Annotated in this window: 11 protein-coding genes and 1 rRNA gene; 3 read left to right on the forward strand and 9 right to left on the reverse strand. The window is 57.6% G+C overall.

Annotation, left to right across the window (positions count from 1 at the left end; translation table 11 throughout):
• Nucleotides 1–162: 162 nt before the first annotated feature.
• From amrB to THTE_RS06575, 6 genes are all read right to left on the reverse strand, one after another.
• On the reverse strand, nucleotides 163–2256 hold the full coding sequence (gene amrB / locus THTE_RS06550; RefSeq protein ID WP_095414675.1) for an AmmeMemoRadiSam system protein B: 2094 nt from the start codon (nucleotides 2254–2256) through the stop codon (nucleotides 163–165).
• Nucleotides 2257–2394: 138 nt separating this feature from the next.
• A complete protein-coding gene (gene amrS / locus THTE_RS06555; RefSeq protein WP_095414676.1) occupies nucleotides 2395–3516 on the reverse strand; it encodes an AmmeMemoRadiSam system radical SAM enzyme in 1122 nt (373 codons plus the stop codon).
• 194 nt (nucleotides 3517–3710) lie between these two features.
• Nucleotides 3711–5015 carry an MgtC/SapB family protein gene (locus THTE_RS06560; protein WP_095414677.1) on the reverse strand — a complete coding sequence of 435 codons (1305 nt, stop codon included), beginning with the start codon at nucleotides 5013–5015 and terminating at the stop codon, nucleotides 3711–3713.
• A 72-nt stretch (nucleotides 5016–5087) separates the two neighbouring features.
• A complete protein-coding gene (locus THTE_RS06565; RefSeq protein ID WP_095414678.1) occupies nucleotides 5088–5522 on the reverse strand; it encodes a hypothetical protein in 435 nt (144 codons plus the stop codon).
• A gap of 98 nt (nucleotides 5523–5620) precedes the next feature.
• Complete coding sequence (locus THTE_RS06570; protein WP_095414679.1) at nucleotides 5621–6367, reverse strand: RNA polymerase sigma factor; 747 nt, start codon at nucleotides 6365–6367, stop codon at nucleotides 5621–5623.
• Nucleotides 6368–6403: 36 nt separating this feature from the next.
• Nucleotides 6404–7234 carry a hypothetical protein gene (locus THTE_RS06575; RefSeq protein ID WP_157731850.1) on the reverse strand — a complete coding sequence of 277 codons (831 nt, stop codon included), beginning with the start codon at nucleotides 7232–7234 and terminating at the stop codon, nucleotides 6404–6406.
• 730 nt (nucleotides 7235–7964) lie between these two features.
• Between THTE_RS06575 and THTE_RS06580 the strand changes: the two genes are divergently transcribed.
• Nucleotides 7965–9506 (forward strand): 16S ribosomal RNA (locus tag THTE_RS06580).
• A 215-nt stretch (nucleotides 9507–9721) separates the two neighbouring features.
• On the opposite strand, the gene cls is transcribed toward THTE_RS06580, so the two are convergent.
• The 3 genes from cls to THTE_RS06595 form a co-directional block, all read right to left on the reverse strand.
• Nucleotides 9722–11278 (reverse strand): cardiolipin synthase, encoded by a 1557-nt coding sequence (gene cls / locus THTE_RS06585; protein WP_095414681.1) that lies wholly within the window; start codon nucleotides 11276–11278, stop codon nucleotides 9722–9724.
• A 76-nt stretch (nucleotides 11279–11354) separates the two neighbouring features.
• The gene (locus THTE_RS06590; RefSeq protein ID WP_095414682.1) at nucleotides 11355–12260 is read right to left on the reverse strand and encodes a carbohydrate kinase family protein; all 906 of its coding nucleotides are present in this window, start codon (nucleotides 12258–12260) and stop codon (nucleotides 11355–11357) included.
• A gap of 70 nt (nucleotides 12261–12330) precedes the next feature.
• On the reverse strand, nucleotides 12331–13239 hold the full coding sequence (locus THTE_RS06595; protein ID WP_095414683.1) for an alpha/beta hydrolase: 909 nt from the start codon (nucleotides 13237–13239) through the stop codon (nucleotides 12331–12333).
• A 618-nt stretch (nucleotides 13240–13857) separates the two neighbouring features.
• Between THTE_RS06595 and THTE_RS06600 the strand changes: the two genes are divergently transcribed.
• Nucleotides 13858–17265: a DUF4175 family protein gene (locus THTE_RS06600; protein ID WP_095414684.1), complete on the forward strand. Its 3408-nt coding sequence runs from the start codon at nucleotides 13858–13860 to the stop codon at nucleotides 17263–17265.
• Between the two features lie 22 nt (nucleotides 17266–17287).
• On the forward strand, nucleotides 17288–18631 hold the full coding sequence (locus THTE_RS06605) for a hypothetical protein (protein ID WP_157731852.1): 1344 nt from the start codon (nucleotides 17288–17290) through the stop codon (nucleotides 18629–18631).
• The last annotated feature ends 22 nt before the right edge of the window (nucleotides 18632–18653 follow it).

Raw genomic sequence — 18653 nt, forward strand, 5'->3', positions numbered from 1 at the left:
AAGACGATTTGACGATGCCGAAAAGACAAATTTCCCGTTTCTATAATCGGCTCCAGCCGTGGTTCAGCGCCATCCGTTGTCGGCTGACCTCTGCGGTCTAATGTAGCACCCCAAGGAAATCCTGACAATTCTGCAAGGTGCCCAGCGGCATCCTCTGACGCATTACCTGAACAGGGCTCCGGCATAGCCGACCACGCGATCCTGACGCCCCGACACCTCGCCACTTGTCGTGTAGCCAACGACCTCGCATTCATTGAGGCGACCCATCTGACGCAGAGTCTCCAGAACAAACACCGCAGGGACGAGGCCACACATGCTGATCCGATTCTCCCGGACAGTTTTCCAGAGTCGGAGAGGATCACACGCCTGGAGGGCGTCGAGGGCCAGCCGGTCAAGCCGCCGTGTTGTCCTCTCGTCCGCGTAATGGTTCATGTCGCTGGAAATCACCAGCAGAGGAGTTGGCTCGAGTGCGGAGAGGAATTTCGCGAAGTCAGTGGCGGCTTTTTGCAGAACATCATAATCCCCTCCGTGCATGACCACGCCCACCACTCGGCTCGCGGAGGCCACCCGGGCGACCATGGGCAACTGCACTTCGATGGAATGTTCCATGGCGTGGGCGGCGGCATCGAGTTCCATTAACGGAACGGCCTTCACCAAAGCCTCCGCCAATTCCGGGTCAGCATGAAGACTGAGTCCCGGCAACGCCCATGTCCGATGGGGGGTAACAGCCCAATCACAGCCGATCGCGTGGTGTTTGGGACCGAAAATGATCACCTGCTGGGGCACTCGCAGCCGCGCCCAAACTTCTGCCGCGAGTTTTCCCGAGTATTTCCAGCCGGCGTGCGGAACCAAGGCGGCGGCCCATTCCTCGCGCCCCACATTCTGAGGGAATATCTGATTGAGAAACTCGTCCACACCGTTTGCCGTGCCGGGATAAAACTGACCGGCCACGGCGGGAGGGCGAACCGATGGACCCGCGACAGGGCGGCTCACATTAGACGCCTCGACGCTGTCCTCCGTGGAAAGTGCTGTCAGGCGATACACCTGGGTCTGAGAAGGACGCGATGACTTGAGGCGTTTCATGACCGCTTCGAATAGCTCGGTGGAGTTCTGCGACGGGTCATACCGCACAGCCCAGCGATCATCCTGAACGAGGCACAACGCGTGAAAGCGCGGATGGACCCCATCCAGGGCGCAGTCCACGGCGGTTCCGATATGATGTGGCTCCACAAAGACTGTTAGACCGGTCCGCAAGGAACTGACGAATCGCGGATCGAGCTGCTGGCCTCGAAACCCCGCCACGATTGTTTGCAGAAGATCCATCAGTGTTGCCTGGAGTGGAAGCTCCCCCCGCGGAAAGACCCGGCTCGCTTCCATCACCCGCTCCGTCGCAGTTCCGTCGTTTAGTTTGTTGATGGTGAGCACCACTCCTTGAACTGGCCCATCGAAGGCGGCCGAAGTGTAGTAGTTGGGCGTTGCCCCTTGGAACATCGCTAGAAGATTGTGATGAGCCAGCGCGGCGAGGCGAACAACGTCTCCCATCGCCAGCCTTCCGGTGGCCAGTTCCCGCAGCTCCGGCGGCAAGAGGGACGCCATGGGGGCTTCCAGCGAGTAACCCTCAAAGGTAAACAACTGCGTGGCGGAGTCCAACCACGCGTTCGGCGGCAAGCCCGCCTTGCGGCAGACGTGCTCCAGGAATTGGCGTGCGTCCAGGTGATGTTCCACTGCCACCCCGGGGAGCAGCAAACCCCGGTGTTTTCCACGGATAACCTGAAGACCGTGGCGACCGACTTCCACCGCCCCGACGCGAGATTCTCCCTCCGCCACGATCGGCTGACAGTTCCATAAAATCCAGACCTCCAGCGTGAGTTCTGCTAGCTCCCCTCGCTGAATGGCGGGAAAGCGAAGGTCCCACCGCGCGGTTCGGTCCGCTGCCGCGTCGAGCGCGCTACTGAGGCGCGACGCGTCTCCCACCTGCCCACAGCAGGCGCGCAGCGTGCCACCGGCTCCCTTCAACGTCACAAATGCTCCCCACACCGGGACTTCACCTGCCTCGCCCAGGTGCGCTTTCAGCCCGGATTGCGGACCGCCGATCACAGCTTCCGCGACTCGTCGGGCGACAGCTTTCAGGACGCGATCCCTCTGCTCCTCGGAAAGCTCCGGCTTTTCAGGGACCGAGACACCGGTGGCGTGTACTCCCGGGTTTTCCGTCTCAGGTTGTTGCGACGATACGTCGTCTTGCCGATGGGTTTCCATGGACTTTCTCCGATTTCCTTTACGTCAGCGCCAGGCATGCCGCCCGTCGAGCAGTTCGCAATTGGCTTGCCCGAACGGTCCCCGCTGCCCCAGTAGTGTTTCCGTCATTTAGTTCCGATCGAAGATCTGTACTGCCAATCACGCGAAGTTGGCAATGCGGACGGGCTGACGCCTGGCACCCCATTGTTCGCGTAGACCCTGGGGATCAAACCGGCCTGCGATGGGGGCACCGCAGTAACCGCAGTTTGACCCTTTAAGAGCATACCTTCCAATCCAGTAGCCCTGGCGCTCTATAACCACATTGCCGCATTTTGGGCAATAGGTGCTTTGCCGGGCAATGTCAAGGACATTCCCTGTATAAACATAGTGCAAGCCAACCTCGCGCGCGATGTCGTAGGCGCGGATAAGCGTATCCACGGGCGTGGGCGGGTGATCCATCAGGCGAAAATCGGGATGAAACGCCGTGAAATGCAACGGGACATCCGGCCCCAATTCCTTGAGGATCCATTCACACATGGCCCGAATTTCGCCAGGGTCGTCATTTTCCGAAGGAATGATAAGATTGGTGATTTCCACCCAAACCTGCGTCCTGTGAACCAGGTACTTGAGTGTGTCCAGTACCGGTTGCAGATGTCCGGCGCAAAGACGGTGGTAAAAGTCCTCTGAAAATCCTTTCAGGTCAACATTGGCAGCGTCCATGTGTTCAAAAAAGTAATCCCGGGCTGCCTCCGAGATGTAGCCTGCCGTGACAGCGACATTCTTGATCCCCAGTTCGTGGCAGGCCTTGGCTGTGTCAACGGCGTATTCGGCAAAAATGACGGGATCGTTGTAGGTGTACGCAACACTCTTGCAACCGAGCGCTTTCGCCGCCCTGGCGATTGCCTGAGGGGATGCCGTTTCGCTCAGCCGTTCGATCTCTCGTGATTTGGAAATCGACCAGTTTTGACAGAACTTGCAGCCGAGATTGCACCCGGCTGTTCCGAACGACAACACGGCCGTGCCCGGATAAAAATGATTGAGAGGCTTTTTCTCGATCGGATCAATGCAAAATCCCGTGCTTCGGCCATAGCTGGTGAGCACCATCTGCCCACCGAGATTCTGGCGTATAAAACAGAAACCCCGCTGTCCTTCGCCCAGGCGGCATGATCGAGGACACAAGTCACAGACGAGTTTCCCGTCCTCTTCGTGCCACCACCCGGCTGGTACGATTCCCGAAGCCGTGGGAGAAGCAGGGGGAGGTATGTCAACTCGGCGGCTCATACGGCCCTCCTCTTCTTGAGGTTCACAAGTGGATGTGACTGGCGCGACGGCGAGCCAGGAGAATCTTTTTCCCGGTGAAAGCAAAGACCCCTCTGAAGGCCAAAGACAGGATCAAGGTTATCTCGGCGTTTCGAACATGCACGAGCAGACGTTTTGTGCCGCCTCCAGGGGATTCAGAGCCTTCGCCATTAATTTTACGGCCAGAACACAATGAGGATCAGTCCTGTGATCAGTCCGGGTAGGAAAGCAAGGGCCACCCGAATCCCCAGTCGTGGATTGCCCATCACTCCTGCCAACACAGTCTTTGTGCCCATGTTGGCCAGCGCTCCGGCCGTTATATACCGCCATCCATGTTGTGCCAGTTCTTGGTCGCCGGTCGCCATCCGGCTGACAGAAATGGTGATCGCATCCATGTCGTGAAGTCCCGAAAGGATGGCCAGCGGATACAATCCGGACTCTCCCACGTTGTTCTTAAGCCAGGCGATGAGGTACAAAACGAGGGCGTACAGCACGGCGAAATAGATGGCCGAGCGAAGTTGCGTCGGGTTTTGATGCTCGGCAATCAGGGTAGTTCCGTCGCGATCCTGCGGTAAACGCAGGAAACGTGCCGGCAGATATGTCGCAACAGCCAAAATGGTCAGAGGTATCAGCGACGTCTCCAACATTGCGGGATTGACCACGGCTATTTCCACAAAAATCCGGCCAATCATGACCGTGGACGCAAGAAGAATGACCACTGCCGCGGCGTTCTGTTGGGTGGTGTCACTGCGGGCCTGCCTGGCCGCGCTGATCGTGGTGGCCGTACTGGAGACGGCTCCTCCCAAAATGCCCGCCAGATAAATCCCTGCCCGTGCCCCGAAGAACTTGTACGCGATGTACCCACCCAAACTGATGCCCACGATCAGAACCACCATCAACCACACGTTGAAGAGGCTCACCACATTGAGGGGGTCAATGGGCTGGGTAGGTAGAACGGGAAGGATGATACAGGTAATCAAAACGAACTGCATGATTGCCCGCAGATCCTCGTCCCCCAGCCGTTCGGCAAAATGGTGGATCTCCGGTTTGAACTGGAGCAGCACCGCCACGGCACCTCCGAGGACGACGCCAATTTCGATGCGGGTGAGGACCAGAAGAGCACCCACGCCGTACATCAGGATGACGGCCACACTGGTCGTCAGGCCGGGGTCGGGATCGGCTCGGCGAATCCTCAACCAATGGGGAAAGAAAAGCAGACCAACCAGGCACAATAAGGCCGCGGCGGGCAGCCAGCCGCCAAAGGAGAGCCCCAGCAGGGCAAAGACGCTTCCACACAATGTGATGAGGGGAAAGGTCCGCAGGCCAGGCATGCCCCCCTCAGTGTGTTCCCGTTGCATGCCCACCAAAAAACCCAAAAGGGCAGCCATCCCCAACCGGCCAAAGAGCGCGGTCACGTCTGCTTCCTTGCCGGCCAGGAACAAAGGCGTCAACCATTCCGGGGATGTTTCTGGAGGAACCATGGAGCCATTTGCGCTCGGGGAAAGACAAAAAGACGATGAACCTTTGCCTCGATGCCGTCTCTTAATTATGGCTCATGGATCTCCAGAATGGGTGAGATGATGAAGGCTGGAACGAAAATACCGCAGGCAACGGCGTTGCGCTGCCTCTTTCTGCTCCTGCGACGCCTCCATGCGCGACTGAAGATCTGCCAAGTTGGCCAAACAGTAGCGGCAGCCGACCCGCTCCAGGTGGACGCGTACAAATCGCGCTTCCTCCGTCGGCAAGGTATCAAGCAGGTACGCCCCCAGCGTCTCGCGGGTGGGGCAACTCAAGCGGTGGCGACGCCAAACTTCGGCGATTGAGACTGCCCCGGAGTCCCGCCGCTGAATGATCAAACGCAGTTGTTCAGCGAGATTCCTGTCCTGGCGAATTGCCTCTTCGATTTCCCGCATGCGAGTGGCGGGCAGCGCTTCGTCGAGAAATGCCTCGAGTTCTTCCAAGCGAATTTCTGCTTTTTGGCTGCCCATGGCGCACTCCGGTCAACTGTGCTCAACGAGGTTTCGTGATGAACGTTGATAGCTGAAAACCTTCAACAATTCATGTAATACCTCGCGAATGGACATCCTCAGAACGTCACTCCGTCTTCTCTCGCCGCTTCGAGGTGTCGCTTGAGCCGGGATTGAAAATCGTGTTTCCAGTTGGCCACCTGTTGTTCCGAGATGCCCAGGATTTCAGCCGCCTCTTTGTTGCGAAATCCTCCCACAAACAGAAGTTCCAAACACGCAAGCCTTTTCCACTCGTTATCTTTGCGAAGTCGCTCCAGTTCTTCGGACAGCATGCTGACCAGAAGGGCTTCCCTCTTGGTGCGGCGTTCCCGGCTGTCCAGGATGGTACTGGGTCCGCGAGCTCTGGCCGCTACAGGGATCTGTGAAAATTCGTATCCTTCATTGCCGGCCTCGATCGATTGGACGCGCCGGTCCCGTCGCAGATGGTCTCTGAGTTTGTTCGCCGCAATGGCGAACAACCATTTCTCCAGGGAGCGTGAATCATCAAAGTGGGGCAGACTCCTGAGAAACCCGGTGAATGTCTCTTGGACCAAATCTTCGGCTGTCGCGCGGTCTTCCACGCGAGGCTCGAGAAATGCCAGCAGTCGCCCCTCATATATGGTGATGAGTTGTTCCCACGCTGCCGGGTCTTTTGCCCGGATGCGCTCGATAAAGACCTGTTCGCTCTGTTCGGGACGATTGACCACGGCTGGTGACTGGTAATTTCTGCGGTGGCGCTGACAACATGATCGAACGGTTAGTTCGGCGATATCACGGAGTTTTCCCGGGTAAAAGACTTGCCGGGTCGCGCCGCCGTCGCACAGCAAATCTCTTGCCCTCTCGGAGGAGCCGCCTTGCCACCGTCACTGCTTGCCGGTTTGTTCCAGCGTCTGGAGCTTACGTGCGGCTTCTTCCCGAAGCGTTCCCGAGGCATGCTCGACGGCAAGCCTCAAATATGTCTTGGCAACCTCGACCTTCCCGCTTTGCAGGGCCGTTTCGGCCCGGCTGAGGTACGACCGGGCAATCTCGTTTTCGCGGGCCAGTTCCTGCTCACGCCGCCAGCGGGCCTCATCCACCCCGTACACGACCCGTTCTGCGAACGTGGAAACCACCCCGCGAGAAGCCTCAGCGCTTGCGTGTCCTGGGGCATTTCCGGACAGAACCAGCGCGTTCTTATCTTGTAGGGGGGATGTTTCGTTCGGCAAGCCCGGTTGGGTAGGTGCCTCGTCTTGATCCCGGTTTGGGTTTTGCAGGAATTTGGCCATCGCTGCGTTTTTTTCAGAGGTTCTGACCGGCTTGGCGAACATTCCGGGAGTTGCCAGGGGAAGAGATGGATCGGCCAGAATCGGTAATCCCGGGCTTAGCGCGGGGCATCGTGAACAATCACCGACCACGGGAACGAAACCGATCACGAACGGGGTATAAGCCTGATCTCCCACAGTCCCCCAGGAACCGTTCGGCAGCGTGATCTGCATGGACTGGGCCACGAAAGATCGTCGATATCCTTGGCTCCATTGCCCGAAAAACTGCCCGTGGACACCCCCGCCTCTAAATCCCATGCCGAGCCCGGCACCTGGATCGCCGAAGGAAACAAGTGGACTGACAACAGGCGAGGGCGATCCGAAGCGAACGAAACCTCTTGGGCCGATAAGGGTCCAGCTTGTGCCGGAATACTCGAAAAATCCTTCCGACATGCGGGATCCCTGCACAGAGAGGGTCGTTTGGGCCTGTGAGGATGCGACGTTCTGGGCGAAACCTCTGGAGGCTAGAAGCGCCCAGGAAGCGGCGAATAGCCGAAGCCAAACCGCTTGCAAGCGGGCAAGATCCAACAAACGATCAGTCCTGGAGCAGCGGAACGGCATGGTGTTGGCCTCCAGCCTGGTGTTGCCAGTTTTTCGGGGTTGGGGGCTCCCTTGACTGATTCGGGCTGACACCCCATATTCTATGATGCGCATGGAACCCCTAGGAGCTCCCAAAAAGGTGCGGGGTGAAAAATTTTGGGAGCCGGGTGACGTGGGGGCTTGCCAGACAAAGCGGTGTCGGATAAGAATAACAAATGCCCTGACCAAAACAGAGCGACACCGCCAAAGGGTTGGGGCCGAACCCCCCTTGATCAGGTCACGAGTAAGGGTTAAGATTGAATAGAACGATCGAGGGGGCGAGGAGAAATGAAAGATCAACACCCCGGTTGACGATAGATTGTCGAGGGGTAAAATGAAAGATGCCCGACGCGAGAATGCGGAGGGCGAAGCAAACGCGATCTTTGACAATTCGGTAGCGTGAGGTTCACAGCCCCTGAAAGCGACGGTTCAGCCGAAAGCTTTCAGAGCTGCTCTGGGCGACCTGGAGCAGCAAGTGATCAAGCCTTTCCTTATTGCTAGCCATGTCCGAACGCGGTCAACGCGGGAGGACTAAGCGAACAATCAAGTGAAGGGTTTGATCCTGGCTCAGAGTGAACGTTGGCGGCGTGGATTAGGCATGCAAGTCGTGCGACGAGGCCCGCAAGGGTGCTCGAGCGGCGAAAGGGAGAGTAATGCATGGGTAACCTGCCCTCGGGACTGGGATAGCCGCGGGAAACTGCGGGTAATACCAGATAACGTCGCAAGCCTTCGGGTTTGCGACCAAAGGTGCGAGTCCGCCCGAGGAGGGGCCCATGTCCTATCAGCTAGTTGGTGGGGTAACGGCTCACCAAGGCTACGACGGGTACGGGGTGTGAGAGCATGTCCCCGCTCACTGGGACTGAGACACTGCCCAGACACCTACGGGTGGCTGCAGTCGAGAATCTTCGGCAATGGGCGCAAGCCTGACCGAGCGACGCCGCGTGCGGGACGAAGGCCGTTTGGTTGTAAACCGCTGTCAGGGGGGAGGAAATGTCGGTCCTCAGGGCCGGCTTGACCTATCCCCAGAGGAAGGACGGGCTAAGTCCGTGCCAGCAGCCGCGGTAAGACGGACCGTCCGAACGTTACTCGGAATTACTGGGCTTAAAGGGTGCGTAGGCGGCCTTGCAAGTCGGGTGTGAAATCCCTCGGCTCAACCGAGGAATTGCGCTCGATACTGCGGGGCTCGAGGGAGATAGAGGTGAGCGGAACTTGCGGTGGAGCGGTGAAATGCGTTGATATCGCAAGGAACACCGGAGGCGAAAGCGGCTCACTGGGTCTCTCCTGACGCTGAGGCACGAAAGCTAGGGGAGCGAACGGGATTAGATACCCCGGTAGTCCTAGCCCTAAACGATGAGCACTAGACCGAGGAACTCTCCATGGTTTCTTGGTCGTAGGGAAACCGTTAAGTGCTCCGCCTGGGGAGTATGGTCGCAAGGCTGAAACTCAAAGGAATTGACGGGGGCTCACACAAGCGGTGGAGGATGTGGCTTAATTCGAGGCTACGCGAAAAACCTTATCCCGGTCTTGACATGCACGGATTAACCCCGTGAAAGCGGGGCCACGCCTCTCTGAGGTGGAACGTGCACAGGTGCTGCATGGCTGTCGTCAGCTCGTGTCGTGAGATGTCGGGTTAAGTCCCTTAACGAGCGAAACCCCTGTCGCTAGTTGCCAGCGGGTCATGCCGGGCACTCTAGCGAGACTGCCGGTGTTAAACCGGAGGAAGGTGGGGATGACGTCAAGTCCTCATGGCCCTTATGACCGGGGCTGCACACGTCCTACAATGGCGCGTACAAAGGGAAGCAAACCCGCGAGGGGGAGCAAATCCCAAAAAGCGCGCCCCAGTTCAGATTGCAGGCTGCAACCCGCCTGCATGAAGCCGGAATCGCTAGTAATCGCGGATCAGCATGCCGCGGTGAATGTGTTCCTGAGCCTTGTACACACCGCCCGTCAAGCCACGAAAGTGGGGGACATCCGAAGTCGCCGGGCTAACCCGAAAGGGAGGCAGGCGCCGAAGATGGACTCCGCGATTGGGACTAAGTCGTAACAAGGTAGCCGTAGGGGAACCTGCGGCTGGATCACCTCCTTTCTAAGGATTTCAGCCACCTCGAGCTCTGCTCGGGGGACATGGAGCGGTTGACCGTCGCCCAAAGGGCTGTGAACCTCACGCTACCAAATTTTTTTTGCGCTTTTCTGGTGTTGTTTCCCTACGTTTCGTTGATCTCTCAAGACGCTCCCGGCACCGTGTAGAATCCGTGCACTGCCTTGACTCGCAACATCCTGATGCGGTTTCTTTCCAGACTGTTAGAGCAGGGGACTGAGCAACTTTGCCAAATGAATCGCGAGATTCCGCGCCCAATTAGGCGGCACTGACTCTCCCGGCGGGGATTGTGTCGATCTCTCGACATACCGTTTTTGCAGCTCACGAAGCTCCTCGACCGCTTGGGGTGTGTAAATGAGTAGGTTCACCTCGAAATTGAGGTGGAACGACCGGATATCGTAATTGGCCGATCCGAACAGGGCGACTTGGTTGTCGATGGTAAGCGTTTTTGCATGCAGAAGGCCGTCCGGAAAGAAATAGACTTGTACTCCATATTCGCGGAGCCGCCGCCAGTGAAATTCGCCCGCTGCATCGACGATGGGGTGATCCGATCGCCGGGGTAGTACGAGCTGCACGTTTACGCCCCGCAAAGCCGCCAGGCGGAGGGCGAGTGAAAGAGGTTCATCCGGTACAAAGTAGGGTGAAGTCAGAATGATTTCTCGCTCAGCGAGAAAGATCGCCTTCACGAGAAGGTCCTGAAAGCGTTCCGTGGGAAGGTCTGGACCGCTGGGAAGTATCTGCAGAATTGTGTTTCCTCCGCCGCTGATCGGTGGAAAAAAGCGGGGCTCGTCCAGCCACTCACCAGACTCGTAGAACCAGTCTTCCAGAAACAAAAGTTGCAGATGGTGGACAGCGGGGCCAACAATTCGCGCGGTCACATCGTACCATGGCCCTGCTTTTCGGTGGCCGTAGCGCGGTTCCACAATGTTTTGCGAGCCCACATACGCCACCCGCCCGTCCACGATGGCAATCTTCCGGTGGTTGCGAAGATCAATGCGAGAAAAGGGTATGCGATAGATCCGCACGGGAAGTGCTGCCCGCACATCGATGCCAACGCGTCGCATGGCAGGGGCCAGTGTTCGTAACATATGCCGGGAGCCCACCGCGTCCACCAGAACACGGCAGGCCACGCCACGCTGTCGTGCCCGGGTCAGCGCCTCCACCACGCGCCGGCCCACCACATCATCCCGAAAGATGTAGTAAAGGAGGTGGACGTGATCTGTCGCCGAATCGATCTCCGCGACCAGCCTGTCGATTGTCAGAAGTGAGTCGGAAAGGTACGAAATCTCGTGATCGGGGGTGGGAGGAAAACCCGTGAGCTGGGCGGCAAGATTGGCCAAAGATCGGAGCGGCCCGGGGAGTAACTCCTCCCCCCGCCGGCTGAGTCGCTGATGAAAAACAGCTTGAGAATCCTCCGCTTCGGCAAACTCTCCTTGCGCGTCCTCATCTTCGTCAGGGGGCTCCACAGAAAGTAATGAGGAATTTTCTGGGCCGACAAGCCTTGACCCCACGCGGGGGGCGTTGAGACTCTCCAGGCTCTGCCACTGGCTTTTCCGCAATCGCAACCGTTTCCGGCCTAATCGCGTTTCTCCCAAGACCAGATAAAGAATCACTCCCAACCATGGGGCGAAGAACACGAGAGTTAACCACGCCAGGCAGGTGGAAGGGCGCTCTTTCCGCAGAACGATGACCGGGAGCATCACAAGGCGGATCGCCCATTCCGACAGCACCCAGTATGTTGTCCAATTTCCCCAGTCCATTTGGCTGCACGTGACCGCGCACAACCCGTTCAGTCATCAATAAGGATCGGCAACGACGTGCCTTCCCCGCAAACGATCACTTTTGGCCGAACTGTCGCAGCAATTCCCCGTATTTTTCAGCAACGGGGGGCATAGCCCCCGGAAGCGAGGCGACAAGTGCCCCAACTCTGTTGGCGAAGTCGGCCTGCTTCGTCACATTCCATCCCGCAAGCCGCGACGCGATCCATGCCGCCGTGAATGCATCTCCGGCGCCGACGGTGTCCGCCACCGAAACCTGGATGCCAGGTGCTTCGGCCCAGCCTGTTTGATCTACGATCAAGCATCCCCGGGCACCCCGCGTCACGCACACTCCCTCCAGGCTGTAATGCTCCAAAAGATAATGGCACCACGCCAGTTCTGTCGCTCCAGAAAGTCCCAGTAATTGGTGGAGGACGCGGGCTTCTTCGTCATTGAACTTGACGAGGTTGGCCAGTCGAAGGGACTCCTCAACGATTTCCCGACTATAAAAACTCTGGCGCAAATTAATGTCATAAACGACGAGCCGCTTTGATTTTTCTCCCGCAAGAAGTGTCTGGACGGTTTCTCGGGAGCGAGGGCTCCGCTGCGCGAGCGTCCCGAAGCAGACAGCAACCGCCGACTGTACGGCACCTCGCCATTGGGGAGTTACTTCCATAAAATCCCAGGCGACGTTTTGGTGGATGATAAATTGGGGATGGTCGGGCTGGGACACATCGACAGTCACCGTGCCTGTGGGATGGTCGGGATCGCGCTGAATCCAATCCGTTCTCACGCCTTTCTGAGTGAGCCAGTGGATCAGTTTTGTACCGCGTTCGTCCGCCCCAACGCGGGAAAGAACGCCTCCCTGGTAACCCAGTTGTGCGGCGTGGTAAGCGAAATTGGCGGGAGCGCCACCGGGGCGCTCCTCATCGGGAAAGCAATCCCACAGAAGTTCCCCCAGTCCCAGAATTAGGGATTGGCCCATCGCTTTGGCCCTTCCATCCGACTCAATTCTTCGCTCTCGATCCGCGCTCGGTGGCGGGCTATTCCTTGTGCTACGAACGGTCCAGCAGTCCGCGGACTTTCAGCCAGGCCTTAAGACACTCCGGCCAAAGTTCAGTCCCAGGAACGCCCGCGGCCAGGCCGAGGCCGTGCCGACCTTTCTCGAAAATATGCAACTCTGCCGGGACGCCTGCCTTTCGCAGTGCGAGGTAAAACATGACGCTGTTTTCCGGAGGAACCCCCGTGTCCTCGTTGGTGTGGAAAAGGAAAGTCGGCGGCGTCTGCGGGGTGACCTGTTTTTCGTTGGAAAGGCTTTTTACCAGTTCGGGGTCGGGATTATCGCCCAGGAGATTCCGCATTGACCCCCGATGGGTAAACGGTTCATCAAAAGCGATCACGGCGTAACACAGAATCGCGAAATCCGGTCGACAACTCACTCGGTCGATGGGATCAGGGGCATCCGGCTGACCCGCGTCGAAATGAGTGGCCGCCGTGGATGCCAAGTGTCCGCCCGCAGAAAATCCCATGACGCCGATCCGGTCAGTTTTGACCCCAAATTCCTCGGCCCGTGCCCGGACCAGCCGGATTGCCCGCTGGACATCCAGCATCGGCGCTGGGTGCATGTATCCTTTGTTGCGGTGGCGATAGTCGAGTATAAAGGCGGCCACGCCAAAGCTGTTGAACCACTGGGCGATTTGATCGCCTTCGTGGTCCATCGCCAGCGCCCCGTACCCCCCACCTGGACATACGACCACGCCGGTCCCCACGGCCTTTTCGGCAGGGGGAAGATAAACGATCAGTCCCGGTTTGTCTTCCGGTCGGTCGCCTTTCGCCAGGGGAGCGCCTTCCGGCCAAAGAAGGATTTTTTGAGGTCCTTCAGCTTTGGCGCATCGGGCGATCACAGCAAAAAAACAGATTGCTATGAGTGCGGTGAGAGTCGAAAATCGCGACCGTTTTGTCATAAATGCACTCCTCCTCAATGGGGCCCAGAAAGATTGGCACTCACAGACCTATCAAGCTTATAGCGTAGCATCGCCCGCCATCCGTGGCTATATGGTTCGAGCCTGACGCATCCCCAGTTTATCTCCGCGTGGGGAAAGGCGTGTGAATCTCGGCAACGTTTTGAGAAGGGTGCGATTCAGTCCGGCGGGACCTCTTACGGCGGGACTCGCTTGTCGGGTCCATTTTTTATCGGAGGGACGTGCTTGTCGCGTCCGCCGTTTAAGATTCGATCATCCATTGCCTTTCACCGGGGACTGAAGTCCCGCGCAGAAAGCGGGGCTAAAGCCCCGCACTCCATATGGAGTGCGGCGATTTATCGCCGCTTTTCGGTGAAGGCTTTAGCCTTCACTACTTGGCGCTGCCGGTGTTTGCCGCAACGACGAAAACGGTTCCCTGTGAGGGGCCATTCATGAATTGCCCCTGCGACACCTTACGCCGCGGCATCTCATAATTTCCACGAACGTGAAGATGGTTCGGCACTGAGTTGAATTGACTCTCCCCCTGTGGGTGGGTAACAATGAAAAGGGAAGGGAGAGGCCTGAGAAAATACGTCGGGTGAACAGAGGAGAGGTGCGGCCATGATGTCTCCGGCTGCGGAAGGTGTAATTCGGCGGCTCGACGCCACGCGACAGCGATGGTGGTTTTACACGCTTCTCACCAGTTGCGTGATGGGGGCGTCGCTCTCGTTGAGTGTCTTCCTCTTGTTCATGCTCGCGGACGCTCTTTTCCAGTTTTCCCGGGTTGTTTTGGCGGGAGCGTTTCTTATTTGGCTTGCCTTCACCCTTTCAATTCTGGTTTGGATCGTGCGGCGGGTGATCCGCGGCCAGCGGAGCCTGGAAGCCACTGCCCGTCGCATCGAGGCCGAGTTCCCTGAGTTGCAGAGTGCTCTGATCAATCTCCTGCAACTGCTCAACGATCCCCGGCAGGCCAATCCGGCGTTCTGCCTGGCGGCCGTGAACCACGCGGCGGCCCAGGCGGCGCGGATTCGCTTTGAGGAGGCCGCTGAAAAACAGTCGCGTTGGGAGCGCTTCCGGTTTGCAATGCACACGTCTCGAGATTTGCTGGAATGGAGCGGCATCCTTGTTACGCTCATCTTGATAAGCGTTTTGTTCGGAATGCTCCTGCCCAATTGGAGTTCTGCAGCCTCTCGCTTGATGCAGCCTTGGCAGTTCGTCCCCAGTGTGGGCAGGGTCAAAATCCTGTCGGTGGAGCCCGGCAACACGGAGGTGCTCATAGGCTCGAGTGTGACCATAACAGCCCGAGTGGAATTGCCGGAGAAAAAAACGTACGACGCGTACTTATTTGTGGCTGAGGAGGGAAAGCCCGAGGAACGCTTTCCGATGACGCCCAGCAAGGACCTCTCGGAGTACACGTTCACGGTGCCGACGGTGCTCAAACCGGTAAAGTATCGGGTGGAGATAGGGGACAGCCAGTCCGCGATTTACCGGTTGGGCGTCACGCAAATTCCGGCGATCACGGAGGTGGAGGTCACGCTGGATTATCCTGCTTACCTGGGCCGCCCCAGCGAAACGTTCAGGCAACGGGTGCCTGACTTGCGGGGCCCGCAGTACAGCGAGGCCACTTTGAAGATTTTCGCGTCTGCGCCTATCTCCGCTGGGGAAGTTGTGCTCGATGGAAAGCCGATCGTCGGCAATGTGGCATCCGATGGACGCACTTTCACCGTAAAAATTCCACTAATTCGAGATGGGCAGTTTGTGGTGCGCCTCAAGAACCAGGCCGGCCAGGTCGATCCGAACCCACGCGTCAACCGGGTGACGGTCATTCCGGATCAACCTCCCACGGTGGAAATTGTCAAGCCAGGGCGACAGTCTACCGCGGCTTTGGGAGATCGCATCCCCGTGAAAATTCGAATTGCCGATGATTATGGTGTTGGTCGGGCTCGTCTGGAAATGAAAATTGTCCAGGAGAATACCCCGGTCGGGGATTCGGCGAGCGATACGGAAGCGAATCGGGAACAGAATGGTTATTCCGGCGCGGGTGGTTCTGCCGACAACCCAGAGCAGACTGCGGTACGACTTCACGAGTGGGAGAGTCCCAGCAGCCCATTTTTGGACTACGAGCTGGTTCTCGATCCTGCGCGGTTTTCCCCAGGGCAGAAGGTGGCCCTTCGCGCCATCGCATGGGACAAGCGTAACTTCGCGAAATACGGGCTTGACCTGCGTCCGCAGCAGGCGACATCCGCGTGGCATTTTGTTGAGATCATTTCCCCCGATGCAAAGGTCGCTGCAGAAACGAAAGAACTGGAAAACCTCCGCGCCGCGATCTTCCGCATTTTGGAAGAGCAGATTCGAGCAAAAACCGAGCTTGTCACGTTGCGCGACGCGGCAAAACAGAACCCCGCGGTGCTCGAAACGGGCTTGCGAAACGTTCGCGGCCGCCAGGTTCACATTCAGGGAGCGACAAACGATGTCGTGGCGGGAATAAAAGACACGGATAGTGAGGATCGGCGGACAATCAAGCGGATTCTCAACAGCCTTGCGGTCAACGAGATGCTCCAGGCGGTGCAGCAATGCGACCGACTGGCCCGACTTGCGGACAAAGCGACCTTTGGCGAGGAAAGTCAAGAACTGCTGCAAATTCAGGATCGAATCATCGAGACCTTGCGAAAAATTCTCGATGTGGCCAGAAGGGCCCAAACGGAGCTTTTGGCAGAAGCTCAGAAGCGGCCGGGCGGAGACCTGCCCGACGATGTCAAGAAGAAGCTCGAAGAAATCCAGAGCAAATTACAGGAATTCCTTGAACAGCAAAAGAAGATCATTGAAGCCTCGGAAGAACTGGCCAAGACACCCGTTGAGGATTTTACAGAAAAGGAAGAACAAAAGCTCAAAGAGCTGGCTGCCTTGGAGGACGACTGGTCGCGCTTTATGAAGGAAGCGCACAGCGACCTGAGCAAACTCCCGGAACAGGATTTTGCCAATTCTTCACTCTGCCAGGAACTGAACGAGATCCAGACCGAGCTGAAAATGGCGGAAGATGCTCTTCTCAAGCGCTCGGTGGATATCGCTGTGCCACTTGAGCAACTGGGGTACGAAATGGCCAAGGAGCTGACGAGTAATCTGGAAAAATGGTTGCCGGACACTCCCGACCGCGAACGGTGGAGCCAAGAAGAATCGCTCAGCGACAAAGACAAGGAAGCCCCGATGGCGGACCTGCCGGGTCAACTGGAAGACCTCATTGGTGAACTCATGGAGCAGGAAGAGGACCTGTTCGACGAAATGGAAGATGTCTCGTCCAGTGCGGCGGATTCGCTGGACAAGGGAGCAGGGTGGGATGCTGCCGACGGCCCAATCTCCAATATGAGCGCCAAGGGCGTGACAGGAAATCGCCTGCCCAATGCGAGCGAGATTGGTGGGCGGTCGGGCGAAGGTCGCAGTGGAAAATCCAGCGGCGAGTTTGTGAGCGACGAGGCGGTGGGCAAGGGAGGACGAAAAACGCCCAGTCGGCTCACACCCGATCCCTACATGAAAGGACAAATTAAGGACTTCAGTAAAGATCCCACCGGTGGGGCCACAGGTGGTGGGAAAGAGAGCGGCCAGGGCGGGCAGGGACTGGAGGGGCCAACACCGCCACCTCATGGGCCGCGCGAACTCCAGCGTCTGGCGGGCAAGCAGGCCGAACTCCGCAATAAAGCAGAGTCCATCAGCGCGCAGATGCAGATCCTTAATTATCATCATACTGATATGGAACAGTTGATCGAGCTGATGCGGGAGATCGAACGCGATCTTCAGGCAGGACGCTATCAAAACGCCCTGCGAAAGCGTGAAGTGGTTCTGCAAGGACTCCAGCGGCAGAAGGAATACGTGGGCGGGGAATTTAAAGTCAAGGAGGATACGACGGTGAATATCCCCAAGGATATCCAGAAAGAGATCCTCGGCAGTGTTCAGGAACCGGCGCCTCCGGGCTGGGAAGATATTGTCCGTGGGTATTACCGGCAGCTGATCAGCGGTGGCAAATCCAATCCTTGAAATCGAGCGCGCAGTGATTGCCATGAAGAGAAAACATCAATTTTGGCCGCTACTAGGTCTCTTAGCCACCTGTGGGGGGATTTTGCTCGCTGGGCCGAGCTTTGGCCAGAGCGGTCAGAAAGTTGTTATTCCTTTTGACTTCGAATCGCGATTTGACAATGGTCGTTATGGTCAAATGGTCGGCGAGATGATTTGGCAGAAGCTTCACCGGGAAGGGGGCTTTCTGATTCCGGATTCGATGGCTGACGTCCGCGATTTTTGCGAGATGAACGGTATCAAGGTCGGTCCCGAGACACCCCTGGAGAAGGTGCGGGATATTGTGAAAAGTGGCTTCGATGCCGACATCGCCATATGGGGAAGCGTGGAGCGGGTTCCCGGGCACAGCACCGATGTTTACGATCTTGTGATCAAGTGCGTTGATTTTTCGACGCCAACTCCCATTGTCATCTATGAAAAGTCCGCTCGCACGAATTCCGTGAGCGAGATTCCCCATCTCTATGTCCAGCAACTGCTTGATGCGCTCTACGGCCGGCAACCAGGCAGTCCGCCCCCGCCCGATCCCATTGCAGAAGAAAACTGGAAGAAAAACCCGAACCTGATTGTCGGAGGCGATTTTGAACGGGCGGTGAACGGTGTTCCGGTGGGGTGGGAAGATCGTGCGGGTCAGGATCGTGAACCGCTGGGACGGCTTGTTGCCTGGGTTCCCGAACCCGGAAATCCGCGCAACCACGTTATTCGTTTCAGCTTTGATCGAAGTGTGGGGGACACCACCGGGGTGATGTACTACAGCCTGCCGTTCCAGGTGCAGGAAGGAGCGACATATCGTTTTCAATGTCGCTGGCGAAGCAACGGACCGGCGGTCAAAGTCTTCATCAAATGTTACGCAGAGATGCCCAGTGAGTATCGGACAGAATCGCCTGGAACTGGAAGCCGCAACAGAGCGGCAGGACCAGGTGCTTCCTCCGCAACCAGCAGAGCAAATTCCAGAACGGAGACGCGAACTACTTATCCAGATTGGAGCCAGATGCGGGAATGCTACCGCAGTCAGCAAAACCTGAAAGGGCCGCTCAATACCTGGAACATCCATACGGAAGATTTCACCCCAAGACACACCCAGTACACGCCAACCTGGGGGCGTGTCATGCTGTATGCCTATCTGGGCGAAGGGACGGTGGAATTCGACGACATCGTGATCAAACAGATCATTCCACCTTCTCCGGGAGAGAGCAAGAAAGATCCCCGACGTTCTCTCGCAAGCGGGGTAACACTTAAGGAAATGGAAGAACGCGAAAGGGCCTCCCGCGGTGATGCCGGCCAGGAGCAGGCTCCGCCCGGGCCTCAGCGCTCCGGTAAGGGAACTCGGTAATACCGGATATTCTAAGGTGGGC

Origin of the sequence: Thermogutta terrifontis, assembly GCF_002277955.1 — a bacterium.
Taxonomy (GTDB): domain Bacteria; phylum Planctomycetota; class Planctomycetia; order Pirellulales; family Thermoguttaceae; genus Thermogutta; species Thermogutta terrifontis.

Bases quoted from the DNA above. Each gene is read 5' to 3' on its own strand.
- amrB (WP_095414675.1), bottom strand. From the start codon at position 2,256: ATGGAAACCCATCGGCAAGACGACGTATCGTCGCAACAACCTGAGACG.
- amrS (WP_095414676.1), bottom strand. From the start codon at position 3,516: ATGAGCCGCCGAGTTGACATACCTCCCCCTGCTTCTCCCACGGCTTCG.
- THTE_RS06560 (WP_095414677.1), bottom strand. From the start codon at position 5,015: ATGGTTCCTCCAGAAACATCCCCGGAATGGTTGACGCCTTTGTTCCTG.
- THTE_RS06565 (WP_095414678.1), bottom strand. From the start codon at position 5,522: ATGGGCAGCCAAAAAGCAGAAATTCGCTTGGAAGAACTCGAGGCATTT.
- THTE_RS06575 (WP_157731850.1), bottom strand. From the start codon at position 7,234: ATGTCGGAAGGATTTTTCGAGTATTCCGGCACAAGCTGGACCCTTATC.
- cls (WP_095414681.1), bottom strand. From the start codon at position 11,278: ATGGACTGGGGAAATTGGACAACATACTGGGTGCTGTCGGAATGGGCG.
- THTE_RS06590 (WP_095414682.1), bottom strand. From the start codon at position 12,260: ATGGGCCAATCCCTAATTCTGGGACTGGGGGAACTTCTGTGGGATTGC.
- THTE_RS06595 (WP_095414683.1), bottom strand. From the start codon at position 13,239: ATGACAAAACGGTCGCGATTTTCGACTCTCACCGCACTCATAGCAATC.
- THTE_RS06600 (WP_095414684.1), top strand. From the start codon at position 13,858: ATGATGTCTCCGGCTGCGGAAGGTGTAATTCGGCGGCTCGACGCCACG.
- THTE_RS06605 (WP_157731852.1), top strand. From the start codon at position 17,288: ATGAAGAGAAAACATCAATTTTGGCCGCTACTAGGTCTCTTAGCCACC.